The sequence below is a fragment of the Streptomyces sp. NPDC041068 genome, assembly GCF_040647455.1.
Taxonomy (GTDB): domain Bacteria; phylum Actinomycetota; class Actinomycetes; order Streptomycetales; family Streptomycetaceae; genus Streptomyces.
The window spans coordinates 216,446-233,157 of record NZ_JBEZCG010000003.1 but is presented as its reverse complement, the minus strand read 5'-3'; the positions used below and the strand labels follow the sequence as shown (position 1 = coordinate 233,157).

16 protein-coding genes are annotated in these 16,712 nt (G+C 71.8%); 10 read left to right on the top strand and 6 right to left on the bottom strand.

Annotated features, from left to right (window positions below; translation table 11 throughout):
* The first annotated feature begins 2 nt into the window (after positions 1-2).
* Genes AB0B50_RS08085 through AB0B50_RS08065 form a run of 5 tightly spaced genes read left to right on the top strand, consistent with a single transcriptional unit; the run spans position 3 to position 4,690 of the window.
* The gene (locus AB0B50_RS08085) at positions 3-785 is read left to right on the top strand and encodes an SDR family oxidoreductase (RefSeq protein ID WP_362327423.1); all 783 of its coding nucleotides are present in this window, start codon (positions 3-5) and stop codon (positions 783-785) included.
* A 9-nt stretch (positions 786-794) separates the two neighbouring features.
* Entirely contained in the window at positions 795-2,426 is a 1,632-nt protein-coding gene (locus AB0B50_RS08080) for a thiamine pyrophosphate-binding protein (RefSeq protein ID WP_362327420.1), read from the top strand.
* A gap of 13 nt (positions 2,427-2,439) precedes the next feature.
* On the top strand, positions 2,440-3,429 hold the full coding sequence (locus AB0B50_RS08075; protein WP_362327417.1) for a PDR/VanB family oxidoreductase: 990 nt from the start codon (positions 2,440-2,442) through the stop codon (positions 3,427-3,429).
* A gap of 21 nt (positions 3,430-3,450) precedes the next feature.
* Complete coding sequence (locus tag AB0B50_RS08070) at positions 3,451-3,675, top strand: recombinase-like helix-turn-helix domain-containing protein (RefSeq protein ID WP_362327414.1); 225 nt, start codon at positions 3,451-3,453, stop codon at positions 3,673-3,675.
* A 1-nt stretch (position 3,676) separates the two neighbouring features.
* A complete protein-coding gene (locus AB0B50_RS08065; protein ID WP_362327411.1) occupies positions 3,677-4,690 on the top strand; it encodes an aromatic ring-hydroxylating dioxygenase subunit alpha in 1,014 nt (337 codons plus the stop codon).
* Here AB0B50_RS08065 and AB0B50_RS08060 read toward each other — a convergent pair.
* Positions 4,672-5,211 (bottom strand): MarR family transcriptional regulator, encoded by a 540-nt coding sequence (locus AB0B50_RS08060; protein WP_362327408.1) that lies wholly within the window; start codon positions 5,209-5,211, stop codon positions 4,672-4,674. The two genes, AB0B50_RS08065 and AB0B50_RS08060, sit on opposite strands and share 19 nt — an antisense overlap.
* 178 nt (positions 5,212-5,389) lie before the next feature.
* On the opposite strand from AB0B50_RS08060, the gene AB0B50_RS08055 reads away from it, so the two are divergent.
* The 5 genes from AB0B50_RS08055 to AB0B50_RS08035 all read left to right on the top strand — a co-directional run bounded on the left by AB0B50_RS08055 (position 5,390) and on the right by AB0B50_RS08035 (position 9,934).
* The gene (locus tag AB0B50_RS08055) at positions 5,390-6,061 is read left to right on the top strand and encodes a FadR/GntR family transcriptional regulator (RefSeq protein WP_362327405.1); all 672 of its coding nucleotides are present in this window, start codon (positions 5,390-5,392) and stop codon (positions 6,059-6,061) included.
* Positions 6,062-6,236: 175 nt separating this feature from the next.
* Positions 6,237-7,220: a PAC2 family protein gene (locus AB0B50_RS08050; RefSeq protein ID WP_362327402.1), complete on the top strand. Its 984-nt coding sequence runs from the start codon at positions 6,237-6,239 to the stop codon at positions 7,218-7,220.
* Between the two features lie 48 nt (positions 7,221-7,268).
* On the top strand, positions 7,269-7,439 hold the full coding sequence (locus AB0B50_RS08045; RefSeq protein ID WP_362327399.1) for a hypothetical protein: 171 nt from the start codon (positions 7,269-7,271) through the stop codon (positions 7,437-7,439).
* A gap of 71 nt (positions 7,440-7,510) precedes the next feature.
* Complete coding sequence (locus AB0B50_RS08040) at positions 7,511-9,268, top strand: S8 family peptidase (protein ID WP_362327396.1); 1,758 nt, start codon at positions 7,511-7,513, stop codon at positions 9,266-9,268.
* Between the two features lie 78 nt (positions 9,269-9,346).
* A complete protein-coding gene (locus tag AB0B50_RS08035) occupies positions 9,347-9,934 on the top strand; it encodes a hypothetical protein (RefSeq protein WP_362327393.1) in 588 nt (195 codons plus the stop codon).
* An 83-nt stretch (positions 9,935-10,017) separates the two neighbouring features.
* Here AB0B50_RS08035 and AB0B50_RS08030 read toward each other — a convergent pair whose 3' ends face one another.
* From AB0B50_RS08030 to AB0B50_RS08010, 5 genes are all read right to left on the bottom strand, one after another.
* Entirely contained in the window at positions 10,018-13,074 is a 3,057-nt protein-coding gene (locus tag AB0B50_RS08030; RefSeq protein WP_362327391.1) for an NPCBM/NEW2 domain-containing protein, read from the bottom strand.
* Between the two features lie 206 nt (positions 13,075-13,280).
* Positions 13,281-14,510, bottom strand: coding sequence for a cysteine--1-D-myo-inosityl 2-amino-2-deoxy-alpha-D-glucopyranoside ligase (gene mshC / locus AB0B50_RS08025; RefSeq protein WP_362327388.1), 1,230 nt, complete (start codon positions 14,508-14,510; stop codon positions 13,281-13,283).
* Between the two features lie 44 nt (positions 14,511-14,554).
* Positions 14,555-15,379, bottom strand: coding sequence for an SCO1664 family protein (locus tag AB0B50_RS08020; RefSeq protein WP_362327385.1), 825 nt, complete (start codon positions 15,377-15,379; stop codon positions 14,555-14,557).
* A complete protein-coding gene (locus AB0B50_RS08015; RefSeq protein WP_362327382.1) occupies positions 15,343-15,933 on the bottom strand; it encodes a DUF3090 domain-containing protein in 591 nt (196 codons plus the stop codon). Before AB0B50_RS08015 ends, AB0B50_RS08020 begins: the two co-directional genes overlap by 37 nt.
* A gap of 85 nt (positions 15,934-16,018) precedes the next feature.
* The gene (locus AB0B50_RS08010; protein ID WP_362327379.1) at positions 16,019-16,705 is read right to left on the bottom strand and encodes a histidine phosphatase family protein; all 687 of its coding nucleotides are present in this window, start codon (positions 16,703-16,705) and stop codon (positions 16,019-16,021) included.
* Between the last annotated feature and the right edge of the window lie 7 nt (positions 16,706-16,712).

Sequence of the window (16,712 nt, the reverse complement as noted above, 5' to 3'; positions counted from 1 at the left end):
TCATGGATCTGGGCCTCGCCGACCGGACCTATCTGGTCACCGGCGGCAGCTCGGGCGTCGGCCTGGCCACGGTCCGCGCCCTGCTCGACGAGGGCGCGAACGTCGCCACCTGCGGGCGCGACGCCGACCGCCTCCAGCGCATCGGTGCGCACGAGCGCCTCTTCACCGCGCCGTGCGACGTACGGGACGCGGCCGCCGTACGGGAGTTCACGCGCCGCGCGGCCGAGGAGTTCGGCGGCGACGGCGTCATCGACGGACTCGTCAACAACGCGGGGCAGTCCCGCATGAAGGGCTTCGCCGACTCGGACGCCGAGGACTGGCGCGACGAGCTGGAGCTGAAGTTCGCGGGCGTCCTGCATCCCCTGCACGCGGCCCTGCCCGGACTGCGTGAGTCGGCCGCCGCGTCCGTCGTGAACGTCAACGCGGTCCTCGCCAAGCAGCCCGAACCGCGCCTGATCACCACCAGCGCCGCCCGCGCGGGCATCCTCAACCTCTCCGCTTCGCTCGCCCGGGAGCTCGCCCCCGACGGCATCCGAGTCAACTCGGTCTGCCTCGGACTCATCGACACCGGGCAGTGGACGCGTCGGCACGCCGCCGCGGCCTGTGGCCTCTCGTACGACGACTGGCAGGCGGAGCTCGCCGCCGACCGGGGCGTCGCGCTCGGGCGGCTCGGGCGGGCCGACGAGGTGGCGTACGCGATCCTCGCGCTGCTCTCGCCGCGCGCCTCCTACATCACAGGAACCAGCATCGACGTCTGCGGCGGAGTCGGCCGCGGCATCCTCTGAGGAGCCCTCATGCGTTACGACAACGGAGGCGATCTCCTCGTCGCCGTCCTGCGCGAACTCGGCATCGACACGGTCTTCGGGATCGTCAGCGTGCACAACCTGCCGCTCGTCGAGGCCGTCGACCGCGAGCTGCGCTTCGTGCCCGTGCGACACGAAGCGACGGCGGTGAACGCCGCCGACGCCCACGGCAGGGCCCGCGGCTCCCTGGGCTGCGCGCTCACCTCGACCGGCACCGGCGCGGGCAACGCCGCCGGATCGCTGATCGAGGCGCTGAGCGCGGGCACCTCCGTGCTGCACGTCACCGGGCAGGTGGAGAGCCGCTACCTCGGCAGCGGGCGCGGCTTCATCCACGAGACCAAGGACCAGCTCGGCATGTTGAGGGCGGTCTCGGCGTACGCGGCCACCGTGCCGTCCGCCACGGAGGCGGGCCGGGTCCTTCGCGGGGCGGCCCGCGCCGCGCTCGCCTCGCCGGGCGGCCCCGCCAGCGTGGAGTGGCCCGTCGACCTGCAGTACGCGGCGCAGAGCGATGCCGACATCGACCTGCCCGAGCCGATCTTCACGGCTCCGCTGGGCGGTGAACTGGCCGCAGCGGGCGAGGCGTTGGCCTCCGCACGGCGTCCGCTGATCTGGGCGGGCGGGGGCGCCGCGCGGGCGGGCGCCGAGCTCGCCGAGCTGCTCGACGCCACCGGCGCCGGGCTGCTCACCTCCAACTCGGGGCGCGGCGCGGTGCCCGAGGACGACCCGCGGGTCATCGGGAACTTCGCCACCACCCCGGCGGGCCGCGCGCTCCTCGCGGACGCCGATCTGCTCGTGAGCGTCGGCACGCACTTCCGCTCCAACGAAACCGCCGACTACGGCCTCGAACTGCCCGCCGCCCACGTGCAGATCGACGCCGACCCGGCGGCGCTCGGCCGCGCGTACCCGGCCGCGCACACCCTGTGCGGCGACGCGGCCGACGTGCTCACGGCGCTCCTTCCCCACGCCCGCCGCGCCACGGCCGAGTCGGGCTGGAGCCGGCGCGTCACCGACGTACGCGAGGAGGTCCGGGCGAACCTGCGCGACGCGATCGGCCCACAGGCCGCGATCTGCGAGGCGATCCGGACCGCGCTCCCCCGCGAGGCGGTCGTCGCCCGCGACGTGACCATCGCGTCCAGCAGCTGGGGCAACCGACTCCTGGAGATGTACGACCCGCGCGACAACGTCTTCCCGCGCGGCGGCGGCATCGGGCAGGGCCTCGGCATGGGCATCGGCGCGGCGCTCGCCCGGCCCGGCGCGCCCACCGTGGTCCTCGCGGGCGACGGCGGGCTCGCGGTGCACCTCGGCGAGCTGCTCACCCTCGCCCAGGAGCGGCCGCGCCTGACCCTGGTCGTCTTCAACGACGGCGGCTACGGCGTGCTCCGCAACATGCAGGACCGCTACGGCGAGCGCCGCGCGGGCGTGGACCTCGCCACGCCGGACTTCGAACTCCTCGCGCGGGCCTGTGGGTTGGCCTACGCCAGGATCGCCGCCGAGGAGGACGCACACCCGGTGATCGGCCACGCCGTCGCCTCCGAAGGGCCGACGCTCGTCGAGGTCGACCTCGCGGCGCTCGGCCCGATGAAGAGTCCGTTCACCCCGCCCGTGAAGATCCCCGCCGCGTAGGGAGGCCGCAGCCATGACCTCACAAGAGACCTCTTCGGAGCAAGGGACCTCTTCGGAGCAAGGGACCTGTGCGGACCTGCGGGTGCGCCGGATGACGTGGGAGGCCGAGGGAGTGCTCTCCGTCGAGCTCGCCCATCCCGACGGCAAGCCGCTGCCCGCCTGGGAGCCCGGCGCGCACCTCGACGTCCATGTGGGCGGGCAGGTGCGGCAGTACAGCCTGTGCTCGGACCCGCGGTCCACCGCCGCGTACCGCATCGGTGTACTCAACGAGCCGTCCTCGCGCGGAGGTTCGCGGTACGTGCACACAGAGCTGCGCCCCGGGCAGACCGTCACGGTGTCCGGGCCGCGCAACCACTTCGCCCTGGAGGACGCTTCTTCGTACGTGTTCATCGCGGGCGGCATCGGGATCACACCGATCCTCGCGATGGCCCGCGAGGCGGCGCGGCGCGGGGTGCCCTGGCGGCTCGTGTACGGCGGACGCACCCGTGACTCGATGGCCTTCACCGACGAACTGGCTTCCCTGGGCGGCTCGTTGACCCTCGTACCGCAGGACGAGCGCGGGCACATCGACCTGGCCGACGCGCTCGGCGGTGACGCGGGGCTGCCTAAGGGCGCGCTCGTGTACTGCTGCGGGCCCGAGCCGCTGCTCGCCGCCGTGGAGGAGCTGTGCCCGGCCGAGCGGCTGCGCGTGGAGCGGTTCGCGGCGCCCGCCACCGCGCCCGCCGGTGACGACACGGCCTTCGAGGTGGAGTGCCGCCGCTCCGGGGTGACGCTCTCCGTCGGCGCGGACACCTCCGTCCTCGCGACCGCCGAGGCCGCGGGGCTCGACGTGAACAGCTCCTGCAGGGACGGCATCTGCGGCTCCTGCGAGACCCGTGTGCTCGACGGCACGCCCGACCACCGCGACTTCCTGCTCAGCGAGGCGGAGCGGACCGCGAACGCCTCGATGATGATCTGCGTCTCGCGCTGCGCCTCGGGCCGCCGTCTCGTCCTCGACCTGTGAATCCCCCTCCTGGAGGCAGTAGTGACCACCACCTGGCCGTACCTGGACGTCCACCAGTCCCGTACGCACGAGCCGACCCCGTACGAGTACAAGCTGGCCGCGACCCTCGAAGAGATCTTCACCAAGGAGGGTCACGAACTCGCGGACGTCATCGGCGGGTTGAACGCCCGTCAGGTCCACGCGCCCGACGGCGCCCCCTGGACCGAGGAGTCCTTCCGCGCCGAGATGAACCGACTGGGAGCCTGAGATGACGCTGTCCGTGCACGACTCCGCCGACCACATCTACGCCACGGGGCTGCGCAACCAGTGGCATCCGGTCGTCCCCTCCTCCTTCGTCGCCCCCGGCGCGATGCGCAGGGTCACCGCGCTCGGCGAGCAGTGGCTGCTCTTCCGCCGCTCCGACGGCACCCTGTCGATGCTCGCCGACCGCTGTCCGCACCGCGGCGCGCCCCTCTCGCTCGGTAAGCACCTGGGCGACCGGGTGGCGTGCTGGTACCACGGCGTGGAGGTCGAGACCGACGGCACCGTCTCGTCCGTGCCGGGCCTGCCGGGCTGCAACCTGGAGGGCAAGAAGCTCGTCACGTCGCTGCCCGTGCGCGAGGTCGGCGGCGCGGTCCTCGCCTACTTCGGCGACGAGCAACACCCCGAACCGGCCGAACTGACGCTGCCCGAGCCCCTCACCGACCCCGATGTCGACGCGATCCTCTGTTACGCCGAGTGGAACGGCCCGTGGCGGTTCGCGGTGGAGAATCTCCTCGACCCGATGCACGGGGCGTTCCTGCATCACGAGTCGCACACGATGTACGACGGCGACACCACCGCCAAGTTCCGCATCCGCGAGACGGACCGCGGCTACTTCTTCGAGAAGACCGACCAGCGGGGCGTCAACTTCGACTGGGTGGAGCTGTGCCGCACCGGCGTGGACTGGGTCGACCTGACCATTCCCTACCCGCCGTCGGCCGGGCCCGGCGGCCCGTTCGGGATCGTCGGCATGGTCTGCCCGGTCGACGAGAGGCGCACCGGCGTCTTCTTCTGGCGCTACCGCCGCGTCCAGGGCTGGCAGCGCGACACCTGGCGCTTCCTCTACAAGACGCTCATCGAGGAGCGCCACTGGCAGGTCCTCGAACAGGACAGGGAGATCCTGGAGGCCATGCCGGCCGACGCCGACCAGCGCGAGAACCTCTACCAGCACGACCTCGGCGTGGTGCGGCTTCGCCGCATGTACCGCGCGGAAGCCGAGGCTCAGTCGTCCGCTTCCTGAGGCTCGTCGGCCTGAGTGATGGACCACTCCAGCTTGGACATCAGACGGGCCAGCTGACGCCGCTCGGCGGGGGAGAGCCCGCCGAGCATCCGGCGTTCGTTGTCGAGATGCTCCGCGAACACCTCGTCGATCTTGGCGAGCCCCGCGTCCGTGAGCCGTGAGTAGACGACGCGTCGGTCCTCGGCGTCGCGTTCGCGCACGATCAGGCCGTCCTTCTCCAGGCGGTCGATGCGCAGCGTCACGCCGGCCGACGAGACCAGGCCCGAGTCGGCGAGCTGGCCCGCCGTGAGGCGGTAGGGCGCCCCGGCCCTGCGCAGCGCGGTCAGCACGTCGAAGCCGGCGACCGCGAGGCCGTGCCGCTCGATCGCGGAGGTGAGCCGGGTGTTGTACCGGATGAAGGTGCGGTGCAGCCGGGCCAGGACCTCCAGGGGCGAGGTGTCGAGGTCGGGCCGCTCGCGCGCCCAGTCCTCGATGATCGACGCCACCGCGTCCGGCTGGTGTGCCGCCTTCTTCCCGGCCATGTGCCGCCCGCCCTCCTTGGACCGCCCGGCGGTGCGCCGGGATCCGTGGGGAAATCTTAGCCCTCAAAGAAATGGGCCAATCCCCGTACTCCCCTGCGCGACGGCCGCGCGAGGGGCAATAATCGCCTGATACATCCGATGTCTTTATGACCCTTTTGACACTTGAGGCGAGGTCCCCATGGCTGTCACCGACGAGGCCATCGAGAAGATCAAGGGCATGATCGTCTCAGGCGCGCTGCGCCCCGGCGACCGGCTGCCCAAGGAGAGCGAACTCGCCGCCGAACTGGGTCTTTCGCGCAACTCCCTGCGCGAGGCGGTGCGCGCGCTCTCCCTGATCCGCATCCTCGACGTACGCCAGGGCGACGGCACGTACGTGACCAGCCTGGACCCCCAACTCCTCCTGGAGGCACTGAGTTTCGTCGTCGACTTCCACCGCGACGACACGGTCCTGGAGTTCCTCGCGGTGCGCCGCATCCTGGAGCCGGCGGCCACCGCGATGGCCGTCGGCCGCATCACGGACGCCGAACTGGACGCGCTGACCCGGCAGTTGGACGCCCTGGGCGCCGCCCCTTCCGTGGAGGAGCTGGTCGCCTGCGACCTGGAGTTCCACCGCGGCATCGTGCAGTCGTCCGGGAACTCCGTCCTGTGCTCGCTGCTCGACGGCCTCTCCGGACCCACCACCCGGGCCCGCGTCTGGCGCGGCCTGACGCAGGAGGACGCCGTCAGCCGCACGCTCCACGAGCACCGGGCGATCCTGACCGCGCTGCGGGACCGCGACGCGGAGGCGGCCAGGTCGTGGGCGACGGTGCACATCGCGAGCGTGGAGCAGTGGCTGCGTTCGACGCTGTGACCCCGCCGCGCGCCCCGGCGCGAACCGAACCCGCGCGCCCCGCGCGAATCGGCCGTTTCCCGGCGATGTGGATGGGCAGTGATCACGCACTCCCCCACGCAAGGGGGCTGCGGACGGGCCCCGCCGACGCCGTAAGGTTGGGGCGTACGCAAGGGAACGTCGGAAGGAGGCCTGGGTGATCGAGCTCGAGGGGGTTCCCGAGCTGGTCGACCCGGTCATGGTGGCCGCGTTCGAGGGCTGGAACGACGCCGGCGACGCCGCCTCCACCGCGGTCGCGCATCTCGACAAGGAGTGGAAGGGCGAGGTGTTCGCGGCGCTCGACGCCGAGGATTACTACGACTTCCAGGTCAACCGCCCGACCGTCTGGCTGGACGGCGGGGTCCGCAAGATCACATGGCCGACGACCAGGCTCTCCGTGGTCCGCGTCGGCGGCGACAAGCCCCGTGACCTCGTCCTGGTCCGCGGGATCGAACCGTCGATGCGCTGGCGCTCGTTCTGCAACGAGATCCTCGGCTTCGCGCACGAGCTGGGCGTCGAGCTGGTGGTGATCATGGGCGCGCTGCTCGGCGACACCCCGCACACCCGCCCGGTACCGGTCAGCGGCGTCACGTCCGATCCGGACCTGGCCCGCACCATGGACCTGGAAGAGACGAAGTACGAGGGTCCGACGGGCATCGTCGGCATCCTCCAGGAGGCGTGCACGCACGCGGGTGTCCCCGCCGTCAGCCTCTGGGCGGCCGTGCCGCACTATGTCTCGCAGCCGCCGAACCCGAAGGCCACGCTCGCGCTGCTCAACCGCCTGGAAGACCTGATCGACCTGCGCATCCCGCTGGGCGAGCTGGCCGAGGACGCGCGCGCCTGGCAGCTGGGCGTGGACCAGCTGGCCGCCGAGGACAGCGAGGTCGCCGAGTACGTCCAGTCCCTGGAGGAGGCGCGGGACACCGCGGAGCTGCCCGAGGCCTCGGGCGAGGCCATCGCCCGCGAGTTCGAGCGGTATCTGCGGCGCCGTGACGGCGGCGACGGTGCGGCCTACCTGCGGGACGCGCCGAGCGACCGCACCCGGCCCCCGAAGCCGAAGCCCACGCAGCGGCCCGGACAGGGCACGGAGGGCGACGGCGACAGCGAGGACTCCGGAACCGGTGATTCCTCGGACGACTGAGGACCTTCTCCGGCACGGTCATGGGCGGCACCCGCGAGGGTGCCGCCCATGGTGCTGTTCATGAACGAAGTGCTGTTCATGAGCCAAGTGACGCTCATGAACCAAGTGCCGCTCATGAACCAAGTGCCGCTCATGGCCGAATTGCACGGGGTTCCCGCTTCAACTTCTCTTCAAACGCTGTTGCGGAAAAGAGGGGTGGACGCGCGGCCGAGCCCGTAGCAGGGTGTGCCCCGAAGGCGCGGCCCAGCGCACAGCACGGCACCCGAAGGACCGAAGGGAGCGGTGAAGCGATGACCGAGCAGGCAGACCCGGCGCGGGACCCCGGAGCCGGCGGACCGGGCCCCGACGGAATGGGATTCACCTACCGAGGAGCCGAGCAGGAGCTGATCGTCGTCGCCCGGCCCGAGGCCCGGCTGCGCGCCGGGGAGCGGGACGTACGCTCGGCATCCGGCTCCGACGTGTCGGCCCTGAACATGTTCCTCTCCGACGAACAGCTCGGCCTGGAGCCGCTGTTCGGCAACGAGGACCGGCTGCGGGCGGCGGCGCCCCCGGGCGCGGGCGAAGAGGACGTGCCCGACCTCGCCCTCTTCTACCGCGTGCGCGGCGGCGAGGACCGCGCCCAGGAACTGCGCTCGCGTATGGCGGCGCTGCCGGGGATCGACACGGCGTACGTCAAGCCGGGCGCCGTCCCCGCCGCCATCGACCCCGCGCACACCCAGCCGCAGGACCTCGACGAGGCCACCCGGCGCCGCAAGGAGGGCATGCCCGTCACGCCCGACTTCACCAGCCGCCAGGGCTACTTGAACCCCGCCCCGCAGGGCGTCGACGCCCGCTGGGCCTGGCAGCGCATCGGCGGCTCCGGCGAGGGCATCACCGTCATCGACGTCGAGGGCGCCTGGCAGCTGCGCCACGAGGACCTCGCCGCGAAGCTCGCGGGCGTCGTCGTCGGCACCCCCATCCAGGACGTGGCCTGGCGCAACCACGGCACCGCGGTGATCGGCGTCATCGGCGGCGACCGCAACACCCTCGGCGTCACCGGCATCGCGCCCCAGGCCGTGACCGCGGCCGCCTCCTTCCAGCCGCTCGGCACGGCGGCCACCATCCACGCGGCGGCCGACCGGCTCAGCCGCGGCGACATCATCCTGCTCGAACTGCACCGCCCGGGGCCGAGGTTCGACTTCGAGCCGCGCGACGACCAGAAGGGCTACATCGCCATCGAGTGGTGGCCGGACGACTACGCCGCGGTGCGCTACGCCACCGCGAAGGGCGTGCTCGTCGTGGGCGCCGCGGGCAACGGCGCGGAGTCCCTGGACGACGCGGTCTACGAGCGCAGGCCGGACGGCTTCCCGTCCTGGTGGCGCAACCCGTTCAACCCCACCAACCGCTCCTCCGACGCGGTCCTGGTCGGCGCGGGCGCGCCGCCGCCCGGCACGCACGGCCGCGACCACGGCCCCGACCGCTCCCGTCTGGCGTTCTCCAACTACGGCGCCCGCGTGGACGCGCAGGGCTGGGGCCGCGAGACCACCACGACCGGTGGCTTCTGGGACCGGCCAGGGGATCTGCAGGGCGGTGCCGAGGAGATCGCCTGGTACACCGACACGTTCTCCGGCACGTCCTCCGCGTCGCCGATCGTGGTCGGCGCCCTGGCCGCGCTGCAGGGCATGCTGAAGGCATCGGGCCAGCAGCTGATGACACCGGACCGGGCCCGCGCGGTGCTGCGCTCCACGGGCTCGCCGCAGCAGGACGCGCCGGGCAGGCCGGCGTCGCAGCGCATAGGCAACCGCCCCGACATCAAGGCGGCGGTCACGAACCTGCTGCCGTCGGCGGTGGGTTCGGGGCGGGCCGAGCGGTACTGGGACGAGCTGCTCCCGTACCCGCCGGAACTCCCGCCGAGGCTCCGGCTGTTCGTGGCCGGGGAGTGGCGCAATCTCGACAACCCGTCCCCCGAGACGCGGCAGGCGGTGCACGCCGCCTTCGCCGGGGGCAGTCCGGACGTACGCGTCTGGTTCGCGGACGACGAGGTCGTCGGCCTGGTCGTCACGGGCTGAGGCACCACCGGCACGCAAGCACGCCGGCACACCAGCACTGCTGAAGGACCACAACCATTGAGGGAAGGTGGCACCCGCATGAGCACCACCCCGCAAATGAGTCAGTTGGGTCAGCAACAAGGCCAGCAGTACGGACAGTACGGACAGCAGCACGGCCAGCAGCAGTACGGCCAGCAGAGCCCGAGCACGGCCCCGCCGCAGCAGTTCGGCCAGCAGCAGTCCCAGCAGCAGCCGTTCGGCCAGCAGCAGTACAGCCCCCAGCAGGGCATCCAGGGCCAGCCCGGGATCCAGGGCCAGGGCATGCAGGGCCAGCAGGTCCCGCCGCAGCTGCGCCAGCAGCTCCAGCAGCTCGGCCAGCAGCAGCCGTTCCAGCAGCTGCTGGAACAGTTCGGCCAGGAGCAGATCCCGCAGGCGCAGGCGCCGGAGATCTCCACCCAGGCCCTCACGTCGAACGTGGCGACGGCGTTCTGGGACGTCGTCCAGCCGCTGCCCGGCCAGGCGTCGATCCTCTACCTGTACGTCGACAACGCCTGGCGGGCGTTCATCAACCCCAACCCGCAGACCCACGACGAGGTCCAGGAGGCGTTCGCCTTCGGGCAGCAGGTGCGCGGGTACTACGACACCAACAACCCGAGCTACCTGCTGGCCATCGTGGTCACCAAGTGACCCCCGCGCTCATCCGACTCCTCGCGTGAACAGACGGCGGCGCCGGGCGGAGTCCTTCCCGCCCGGCGCCGCTCCCTGCCCTCTCAGGCGCAGGTGAACCGGGCCGCGGCCCAGTCCGCGTGGTCCCCGCTCTTGGAGCCGTTGGTGTCGGTCACCTTCAGCTCCACGTGCCGGGCGCCGCGCACGTCGACGTCCACCGGCACGGTCGCCGACGCCCCCGTCACCTTCGGCGACGTCCACAGCACCTTGCCGTCGGCCTCGACGGAGAAGGCCACCTCTCCATAGCCGTTGATCTCGTCGTCGATGCCCGCGTCCGCGGTGAACTTCGAGCAACGGCCGCCCGGATAGACCCCGATGACGGAGTCGGCGTGCGTGCCGATGCCCTTCTCGTACGTCTTTCCCGCGAGGGTCAGCGTGCGTCCGTCACCGGCGGCCGACTCGCCGTTGCTGCGGTCGCGTTCGGCGGGGCCGTAGCCGTTGGTGGACTTCAGCCACACCATGTCGCTCGCCCAGGTGTCCTTGCCCGGCGCCTCTGGCATCACGCCGAGCGCGAACCGGCCGGTGGCGGTGCGGTCCTGGCCCGCCGAGCGGTAGCGGGCGCTCGCGGTCAGCGACTTCTCGCCGGGGTCCGCGCCCTTGGCCGGGGTGAGCGCCACCTCGACGCGGCGCGTGGCACCCGCCGGGATCCGGTCGACCTCGGCGTCACCGACGGTCCAGCCCTCGGGGGCGTCGAGCGTGACGTCGACGCCGGTCGCGTCCTTGGTACCGGCCGTGACGTCGACAGCGACCTTGCCCTGCGTACCGGCGCCGAGCTCCTGGCCCGCGGGGACGCTCACAGCGGCGCTCGCCCCGGGCACGGCGCCACCGACGGCACTCGTGTCCTTCAGCCTCAACGTGAAGGCCCGGTCGGTGCGTTGGGACGCCGTCTTCACCTCGACGACGCCGCCGCGGTCGTCCCGGTCGTAGAACCAGCCCTGCCCGGCCCGCTCGTACGCGGCCTTCGACGTGAGCCGCGGCAGCCGGTGCCCGCCGAGTTCCACACGGCTGGGCGCGTCCCCGGTGTGCAGCGTGAAGGTATAGGGCCGCGAGCGCTGCTTCCCGGCGAACTGCCCCTCGCCGGCCCCGATCCGCACGCTCACGTCACCGGCTCCGGAGCGGGGTGCGTCGACCTCGGCGCGCTGCGTGGCGTACTTCCCCTCGCGGTGCTGCCGGGTCACGCCGTCGTCCTCGTACAGCTCGAAGGAGGAGTCGCCCTGCGGGTAGATGTCCCAGGCGAGCGGCGAGTCCGCCTTTCTGTCCTCGTAACTCCGGATGCCGCCCGGCCACATCGGCACGGTCGCGCCGCCCCTGACGAACAGCGGCAGGGTGTCGAGGGGCGCGCTGTAGCCGTCGACGGTGGTGGGCCCCTGGTAGGTCCGCCCGGTCCAGTAGTCGGTCCAGGTGCCCTTGGGCAGATAGATGCCGTCGCGTGTGGTCGTGTCCTTGTACACGGGCGCGACGAGGAAGTCCTCGCCGGTCAGGAACTCGTACTTGGCGGCGTCGGTCGCGGCCCTGGGGTCATGGGGGTACTCCAGGGCCAGCGGACGCACGGCGCCCACGCCGGTCTTCGTCGCCTCGTGCCCGTACGAGTAGAGGTAGGGCAGCAGCGACTCGTGCAGCTTCAGATACTTGCGGTTGATGGAGGTGTACGGCTCCCCGTACCTGAAGGGCTGCTTGTCGCTGGCGGCCCAGCCGTCCATCGTCATCGTGACCGGCAGGAACATCTTCCACTGCAGGTCGCGTACGTACGTCTTGGGACTGCCGCCGAAGATGCCGTCGACGTCACCGGTCGTGTAGGCGAGGCCGGACATGGTGGACCCCGCGTACGTCGGGATCTGCCAGCGGATGTACTCCCAGCTGCCGCTCTGGTCGCCGGACCACTGCACGCCGCAGCGCTGCGCGCCCGACCAACTCTCGGGGGCCCAGGTGAAGCCGCGGGCATCGCTGTTGTCCTCGATGCCCTTGTACGCGTCCTTGCAGCCGTCGAGCGCCTTCTTGTAGCCGTCGCCGACCCAGGCGACGTCCAGTTTGGCGACGCGCTGTCCTGCCTTGACCTGTTCGGCGATCTTGTCGAGGCCGTCCTCGGTCCACAGGCCCATCTTCATCTTGCGCTCGGCCAGGCCCTTGGAGGTCTCGGCGAGGTTCTCGTAGCCGCAGCCGTAGCCGTCGTTGACGAGCATCCAGCCATTGGGCATGTCGTTCTCCACGTATCCGTCGGCGACCTTCAGGGAGTCCAGGGTGTGGCGCTCGCCGCGGTTGGCGTTGTGGAGGTAGCAGTCGGCGTCGCCGATCTCCATGCCGTAGATCGGCGGCAGGAAGGGCTTGCCGGTGAGCTTCGTGTACTGCCCGATGACGTCCTTGGCCGCGTCGTCGCCCTTGCCCGCGAAGTAGTAGGCGTCGAAGCGCTGTTCCTTCGCGGTGGCGGTCACGGGCTCGGCGAAGTCGTAGGTGTTGGGCGCGTAGGTGTTCCTGTATACGCCGTATCCGGCCGAGGAGAGGTAGAAGGGAACGGAGTTGGGGTGCCCGCCGTCGTCCCAGTCGTAGTCGACGCTCACCTCGACCTTCTTGCCGCGGTGCGAGGTGTTGCCGCGGCCGTTCTGCATCCCGGCGCCGTAGAACTGCTCGTCGGCGCCGCGCGCGAGGCTCTGCGTGGTGGTGTCCTTGCTCCAGGACAAGCCCTTGGACTCGGCCCAGACCCGGCTGCCGTCGGCGCGGTACAGGGCGAAGCGGAGCGGTGACTTGTAGGCGCGCAGCGTCACCTTGGAGGTGCTCAGTTCGTATCGGTCGCCCTTGTCCGCCCACTTGGTGCGCGGCGCCTTCCCCTGCGGCAGGACGATGTCCTTGCCGGTGGGGTCGGTGAACTTCCCGTCGGGGGCGAGTTCGAGACGGAAGGTCTCCGTCGAGACGAAGCTGACGCGGGCCTCGGCCTTGCCCGCGGTCAGGCGGTAGACGGGGCCTTCGGCGTCGAAGCCGGTGACGTCGCCGACGGTGGTCGCGGGCTCGTCGGCGGCTCGTGCGGTGCCGCCGGGCCCCGCGAAGGCCGCGAGCAGGCCCAAAAGGGCGGCGGCCGCCGCCGATCTGAAGCGGGTGCGAGATCTCATGGCGGAGGTCTAGCGCCTCAACGGGTGCCAGGGCCATGGACTTTGATGGGCCGCTCCTGGATTTCCGGAGCGGCCCATTCGGGAAGGGTGAGCCGGACGATCTTCATTCGTGGACCCGTCCGACGAACGAGGACAGGACCACGAATCAGCCCGTCCGGCTTTTGAGGGCGAGCCCGAAGGGCGATCGGCCTCAGCGACAACCAGCGTTACAAGGCGACGCCCAGCAACGCGTCGACGGCACGCGAAACAACACCGGGCGCCCCCTCGTCCGTCCCGCCGTCGGCAGCCTGCGCCTCGGCCCAGCGGTCGACCGCGGCCAGCGCGGCCGGCGCGTCCAGGTCGTTCGCCAAAGCCTCGCGGATCTCCTCGACGAGCGCCTCGGCGGACGGCCCGTCGGGACGCGAGACGGCGGCGCGCCAGCGGCCGAGCCGCTCCACGGCCTCCTGAAGGACCGCGTCCGTCCACTCCCAGTCCGCGCGGTAGTGGTGCGCGAGCAGGGCGAGGCGGATCGCGGCCGGGTCCACGCCGTCGCGCCGCAGCTTCGACACGAAGACGAGGTTGCCCTTGGACTTGGACATCTTCGCGCCGTCCAGGGCGACCATGCCGGCGTGGACGTACGCCTTGGCGAAGGGGAACTCGCCGGTCAGGACCTGGGCGTGCGAGGCGCCCATCTCGTGGTGCGGGAACGCGAGGTCGGATCCGCCGCCCTGCACGTCGAAGCCCATCCCCAGGTGGTCGAGGGCGATGGCCACGCACTCGATGTGCCAGCCGGGCCGCCCGCGGCCCAGCGTGCCGCCGTCCCAGCTCGGCTCGCCCTCGCGGGCCGCCATCCAGAGCATCGGGTCGAGCGGGTCCTTCTTGCCCACACGCTCCGGGTCGCCGCCGCGCTCGGCGGAGAGCAGCTTCATGGCGGCGGCGTCGAGCCCGGACACCTCCCCGAAGTGGGCGTCGGACTCGACGGAGAAGTAGATGTCGCCCTCGAGTTCATAGGCGGCGCCCATGTCGCGGAGCCGTTCGACGAGCGGCACGATGCCGGGTATCGCCTCGACGGCTCCGATGTAGTGCTTCGGCGGCAGGAGGCGCAGCGCGGTCATGTCCTCGCGGAACAGGGCGGTCTCGCCCTCGGCGAGCTCGACCCAGTCCTTGCCGTCGCGGTTGGCGCGTTCCAGGAGCGGGTCGTCCACGTCGGTCACGTTCTGGACGTAGTGAACCTGCCGCTTGGTGTCGAGCCACACGCGCTGCACGAGGTCGAACGCGTTGTAGGTCGCCGCGTGACCCATGTGGGTCGCGTCGTACGGAGTGATGCCGCAGACGTAGATACGGGCGACGGGACCGGGGTCGAGGGTGACGAGTCCACCGGTCGCGGTGTCGTGGATCCGGAGGTCGCGGCCCTTGCCAGGAAGGGCGGGGACCTCAGAAGCGGGCCAGGCATGCATGCCTTGAGCCTAACCGGACGGGGCGTCCGCATACGAGTGGGGGATCACACGGGCGGCCAGGGAATAGCGGGCCAGTCACCGCTCGGCTCCGGGTGTCGCCCCGATTCCAGCAGGGCGGCCACCCGCGTGCGCAGCGCCTCGGTCTCCGCGCCGGTGATCAGCCCGCCGAGCCGCTCGGCCAGCGCCGCGCCCTCCTTGAGCCCGTCCTGAAGGCCCTGCAGGACCTCGACGGCCTCACCGGTCAGCGGCTCCCCCGCCCAGCCCCACAGCAGCGTCCGCAGCTTGTTCTCGGCGTGGAAGGTGACGCCGTGGTCGATGCCGTAGAGGCGGCCGTCGGCGGCGAGCAGATGGCCGCCCTTGCGGTCGCTGTTGTTGATCACCGCGTCGAGGACCGCGAGCCGCCGCAGCCGTACGTCGTCCGCGTGCACGAGCAGCGCCGTGCGCTCCTCGTCGACCTGGGCGAGGCCGACCGCCTTCCAGCCGTCGCCCGCCTCCTCGCCGTCCACCAGGGCGAGCAGCTCCGCGTCGCCCGAGGCGTCGATCCACAGCTGGCACATGCCCTCGCCGTGGGGCCCGTCCCGAAGGACGGTCGGCGGCACGAGGTCCCAGCCGGTGGCCCGCGACACCTCGTACGCGGCGACCTCGCGCTGCGCGAGCGTGCCGTCGGGGAAGTCCCACAGGGGGCGCTCCCCCGCGACGGGCTTGTAGACACAGGTGGCTTCCTGGCCCTCGTACGCGACCGTGCAGTAGAGCACCGCGTTCGAGGCCTCACGGATCCGGCCGCGCACGGTCAGCTCGCCGCGGGTGAGGAGCGCGACGGGGTCGGCGACGGTCACGCTCCCCGCCGGTATCCGTTCTGGCGCGGGCATACGTGTCCTTCCGGGTCGAGCGGGAGGCTGCACAGCGGGCACGGCGGGCGGCCGGCGTTCACGACGTCGAGGGCGCGCTTGGCGAAGGCGCGGGCCTGCGCTCCGGTGAGGCGGACGCGCAGCATCGGCGGGCCGTTCTCCTCGTCCTGCAGGAGCCTTTCCTCGGCCTCGGCGAGGTCGTCGTCGGAATCGGCGTCCAGCTCGACGAGCGCCTGCGCCTCGACGATCATCCGCTCCTGCTCGCCGTCCCAGGCGAGGGCCATCGTGCCGACGCGGAACTCCTCCTCCACGGGAGAGTCGAGCGGCGCGCTGTCGGTGATCTCGGCGGGCGCGACGGCCGGCACGGCGGCGTTGCCCCCGCTGCGGCGCACGACCTCGTCGAGGAGCTCCTCCATACGCTCGGCGAGCGCGGCCACCTGGGTCTTCTCCAAGGCGACGCTGGTCACCCTGATCCCTGCTGAGGCCTGGAGGAAGAAGGTACGCCGTCCGGGCAGCCCGACCGTTCCCGCGACGAAGCGCTCCGGCGGGTCGTAGAGGAACACCTGACGGGACACGTCCTGTCTCCATTGGATCGACTGCAATTGGATCGACTGCAAGGGGGCTGCTGTTTCAACCGCTTCACCCTACTGCGGGCGACGATCACGGTGCGCCCGCACCACCCCCCACCGTGGCGTCGCCGCTCGGCGGCTCCTCGCGCGGCGCGAGGGAGGCGAAGTCACCGGTGTCCCCGAGGCGTACGAGGAAGGGGCGCAGCCGGGTGTAGCGGATGACGGTGACGGAACAGGGCTCCACGGAGATGCGCTGGAAGAGGTCGAGGTGGAGCCCGATGGCCTCCGCGACAAGGGACTTGATGATGTCGCCGTGGGAGCACATCAGGTAGACGGCGTCCTCGCCGTGGTCGCGCTCCACGCGCGCGTTCCACTCGCGGACCGCCTCGGCCGCCCGCGTCTGCATGGCCCGCATGGACTCGCCGCCCGGGAACGCGGCGGCGGACGGGTGCCGCTGGACGACCTCCATCAGCGGCTCGTCGGCGAGCTCGGCGAGCTTGCGGCCCGACCAGTCGCCGTAGTCGCACTCCCCGATGCGGTCCTCGGTGTGCGCCTGCAGTGCGGGCCGCGCGGCGAGCAGCGGCGCGACGGTCTCCCTGCAGCGCTGCAGGGGGCTCGTGACGACCTCGGCGATGGGCAGCGGGGCGAGCCGTTCGGGCAGCGCGGCGGCCTGTGCGGCGCCTCGCTCGTCGAGGGCCACGCCGGGGGTCCACCCGGCGAGCAGACCCGCGGTGTTGGCGGTGGAGCGTCCGTGCCGGACGAGGATCAGCGTGGGCATGCGACTC

Coding starts and splice junctions, on each gene's coding strand:
- AB0B50_RS08085 (WP_362327423.1), top strand. CDS start 3: ATGGATCTGGGCCTCGCCGACCGGACCTATCTGGTCACCGGCGGCAGC.
- AB0B50_RS08080 (WP_362327420.1), top strand. CDS start 795: ATGCGTTACGACAACGGAGGCGATCTCCTCGTCGCCGTCCTGCGCGAA.
- AB0B50_RS08075 (WP_362327417.1), top strand. CDS start 2,440: ATGACCTCACAAGAGACCTCTTCGGAGCAAGGGACCTCTTCGGAGCAA.
- AB0B50_RS08065 (WP_362327411.1), top strand. CDS start 3,677: ATGACGCTGTCCGTGCACGACTCCGCCGACCACATCTACGCCACGGGG.
- AB0B50_RS08060 (WP_362327408.1), bottom strand. CDS start 5,211: ATGGCCGGGAAGAAGGCGGCACACCAGCCGGACGCGGTGGCGTCGATC.
- AB0B50_RS08055 (WP_362327405.1), top strand. CDS start 5,390: ATGGCTGTCACCGACGAGGCCATCGAGAAGATCAAGGGCATGATCGTC.
- AB0B50_RS08045 (WP_362327399.1), top strand. CDS start 7,269: ATGGTGCTGTTCATGAACGAAGTGCTGTTCATGAGCCAAGTGACGCTC.
- AB0B50_RS08040 (WP_362327396.1), top strand. CDS start 7,511: ATGACCGAGCAGGCAGACCCGGCGCGGGACCCCGGAGCCGGCGGACCG.
- AB0B50_RS08035 (WP_362327393.1), top strand. CDS start 9,347: ATGAGCACCACCCCGCAAATGAGTCAGTTGGGTCAGCAACAAGGCCAG.
- AB0B50_RS08030 (WP_362327391.1), bottom strand. CDS start 13,074: ATGAGATCTCGCACCCGCTTCAGATCGGCGGCGGCCGCCGCCCTTTTG.
- mshC (WP_362327388.1), bottom strand. CDS start 14,510: ATGCATGCCTGGCCCGCTTCTGAGGTCCCCGCCCTTCCTGGCAAGGGC.
- AB0B50_RS08020 (WP_362327385.1), bottom strand. CDS start 15,379: ATGCCCGCGCCAGAACGGATACCGGCGGGGAGCGTGACCGTCGCCGAC.
- AB0B50_RS08010 (WP_362327379.1), bottom strand. CDS start 16,705: ATGCCCACGCTGATCCTCGTCCGGCACGGACGCTCCACCGCCAACACC.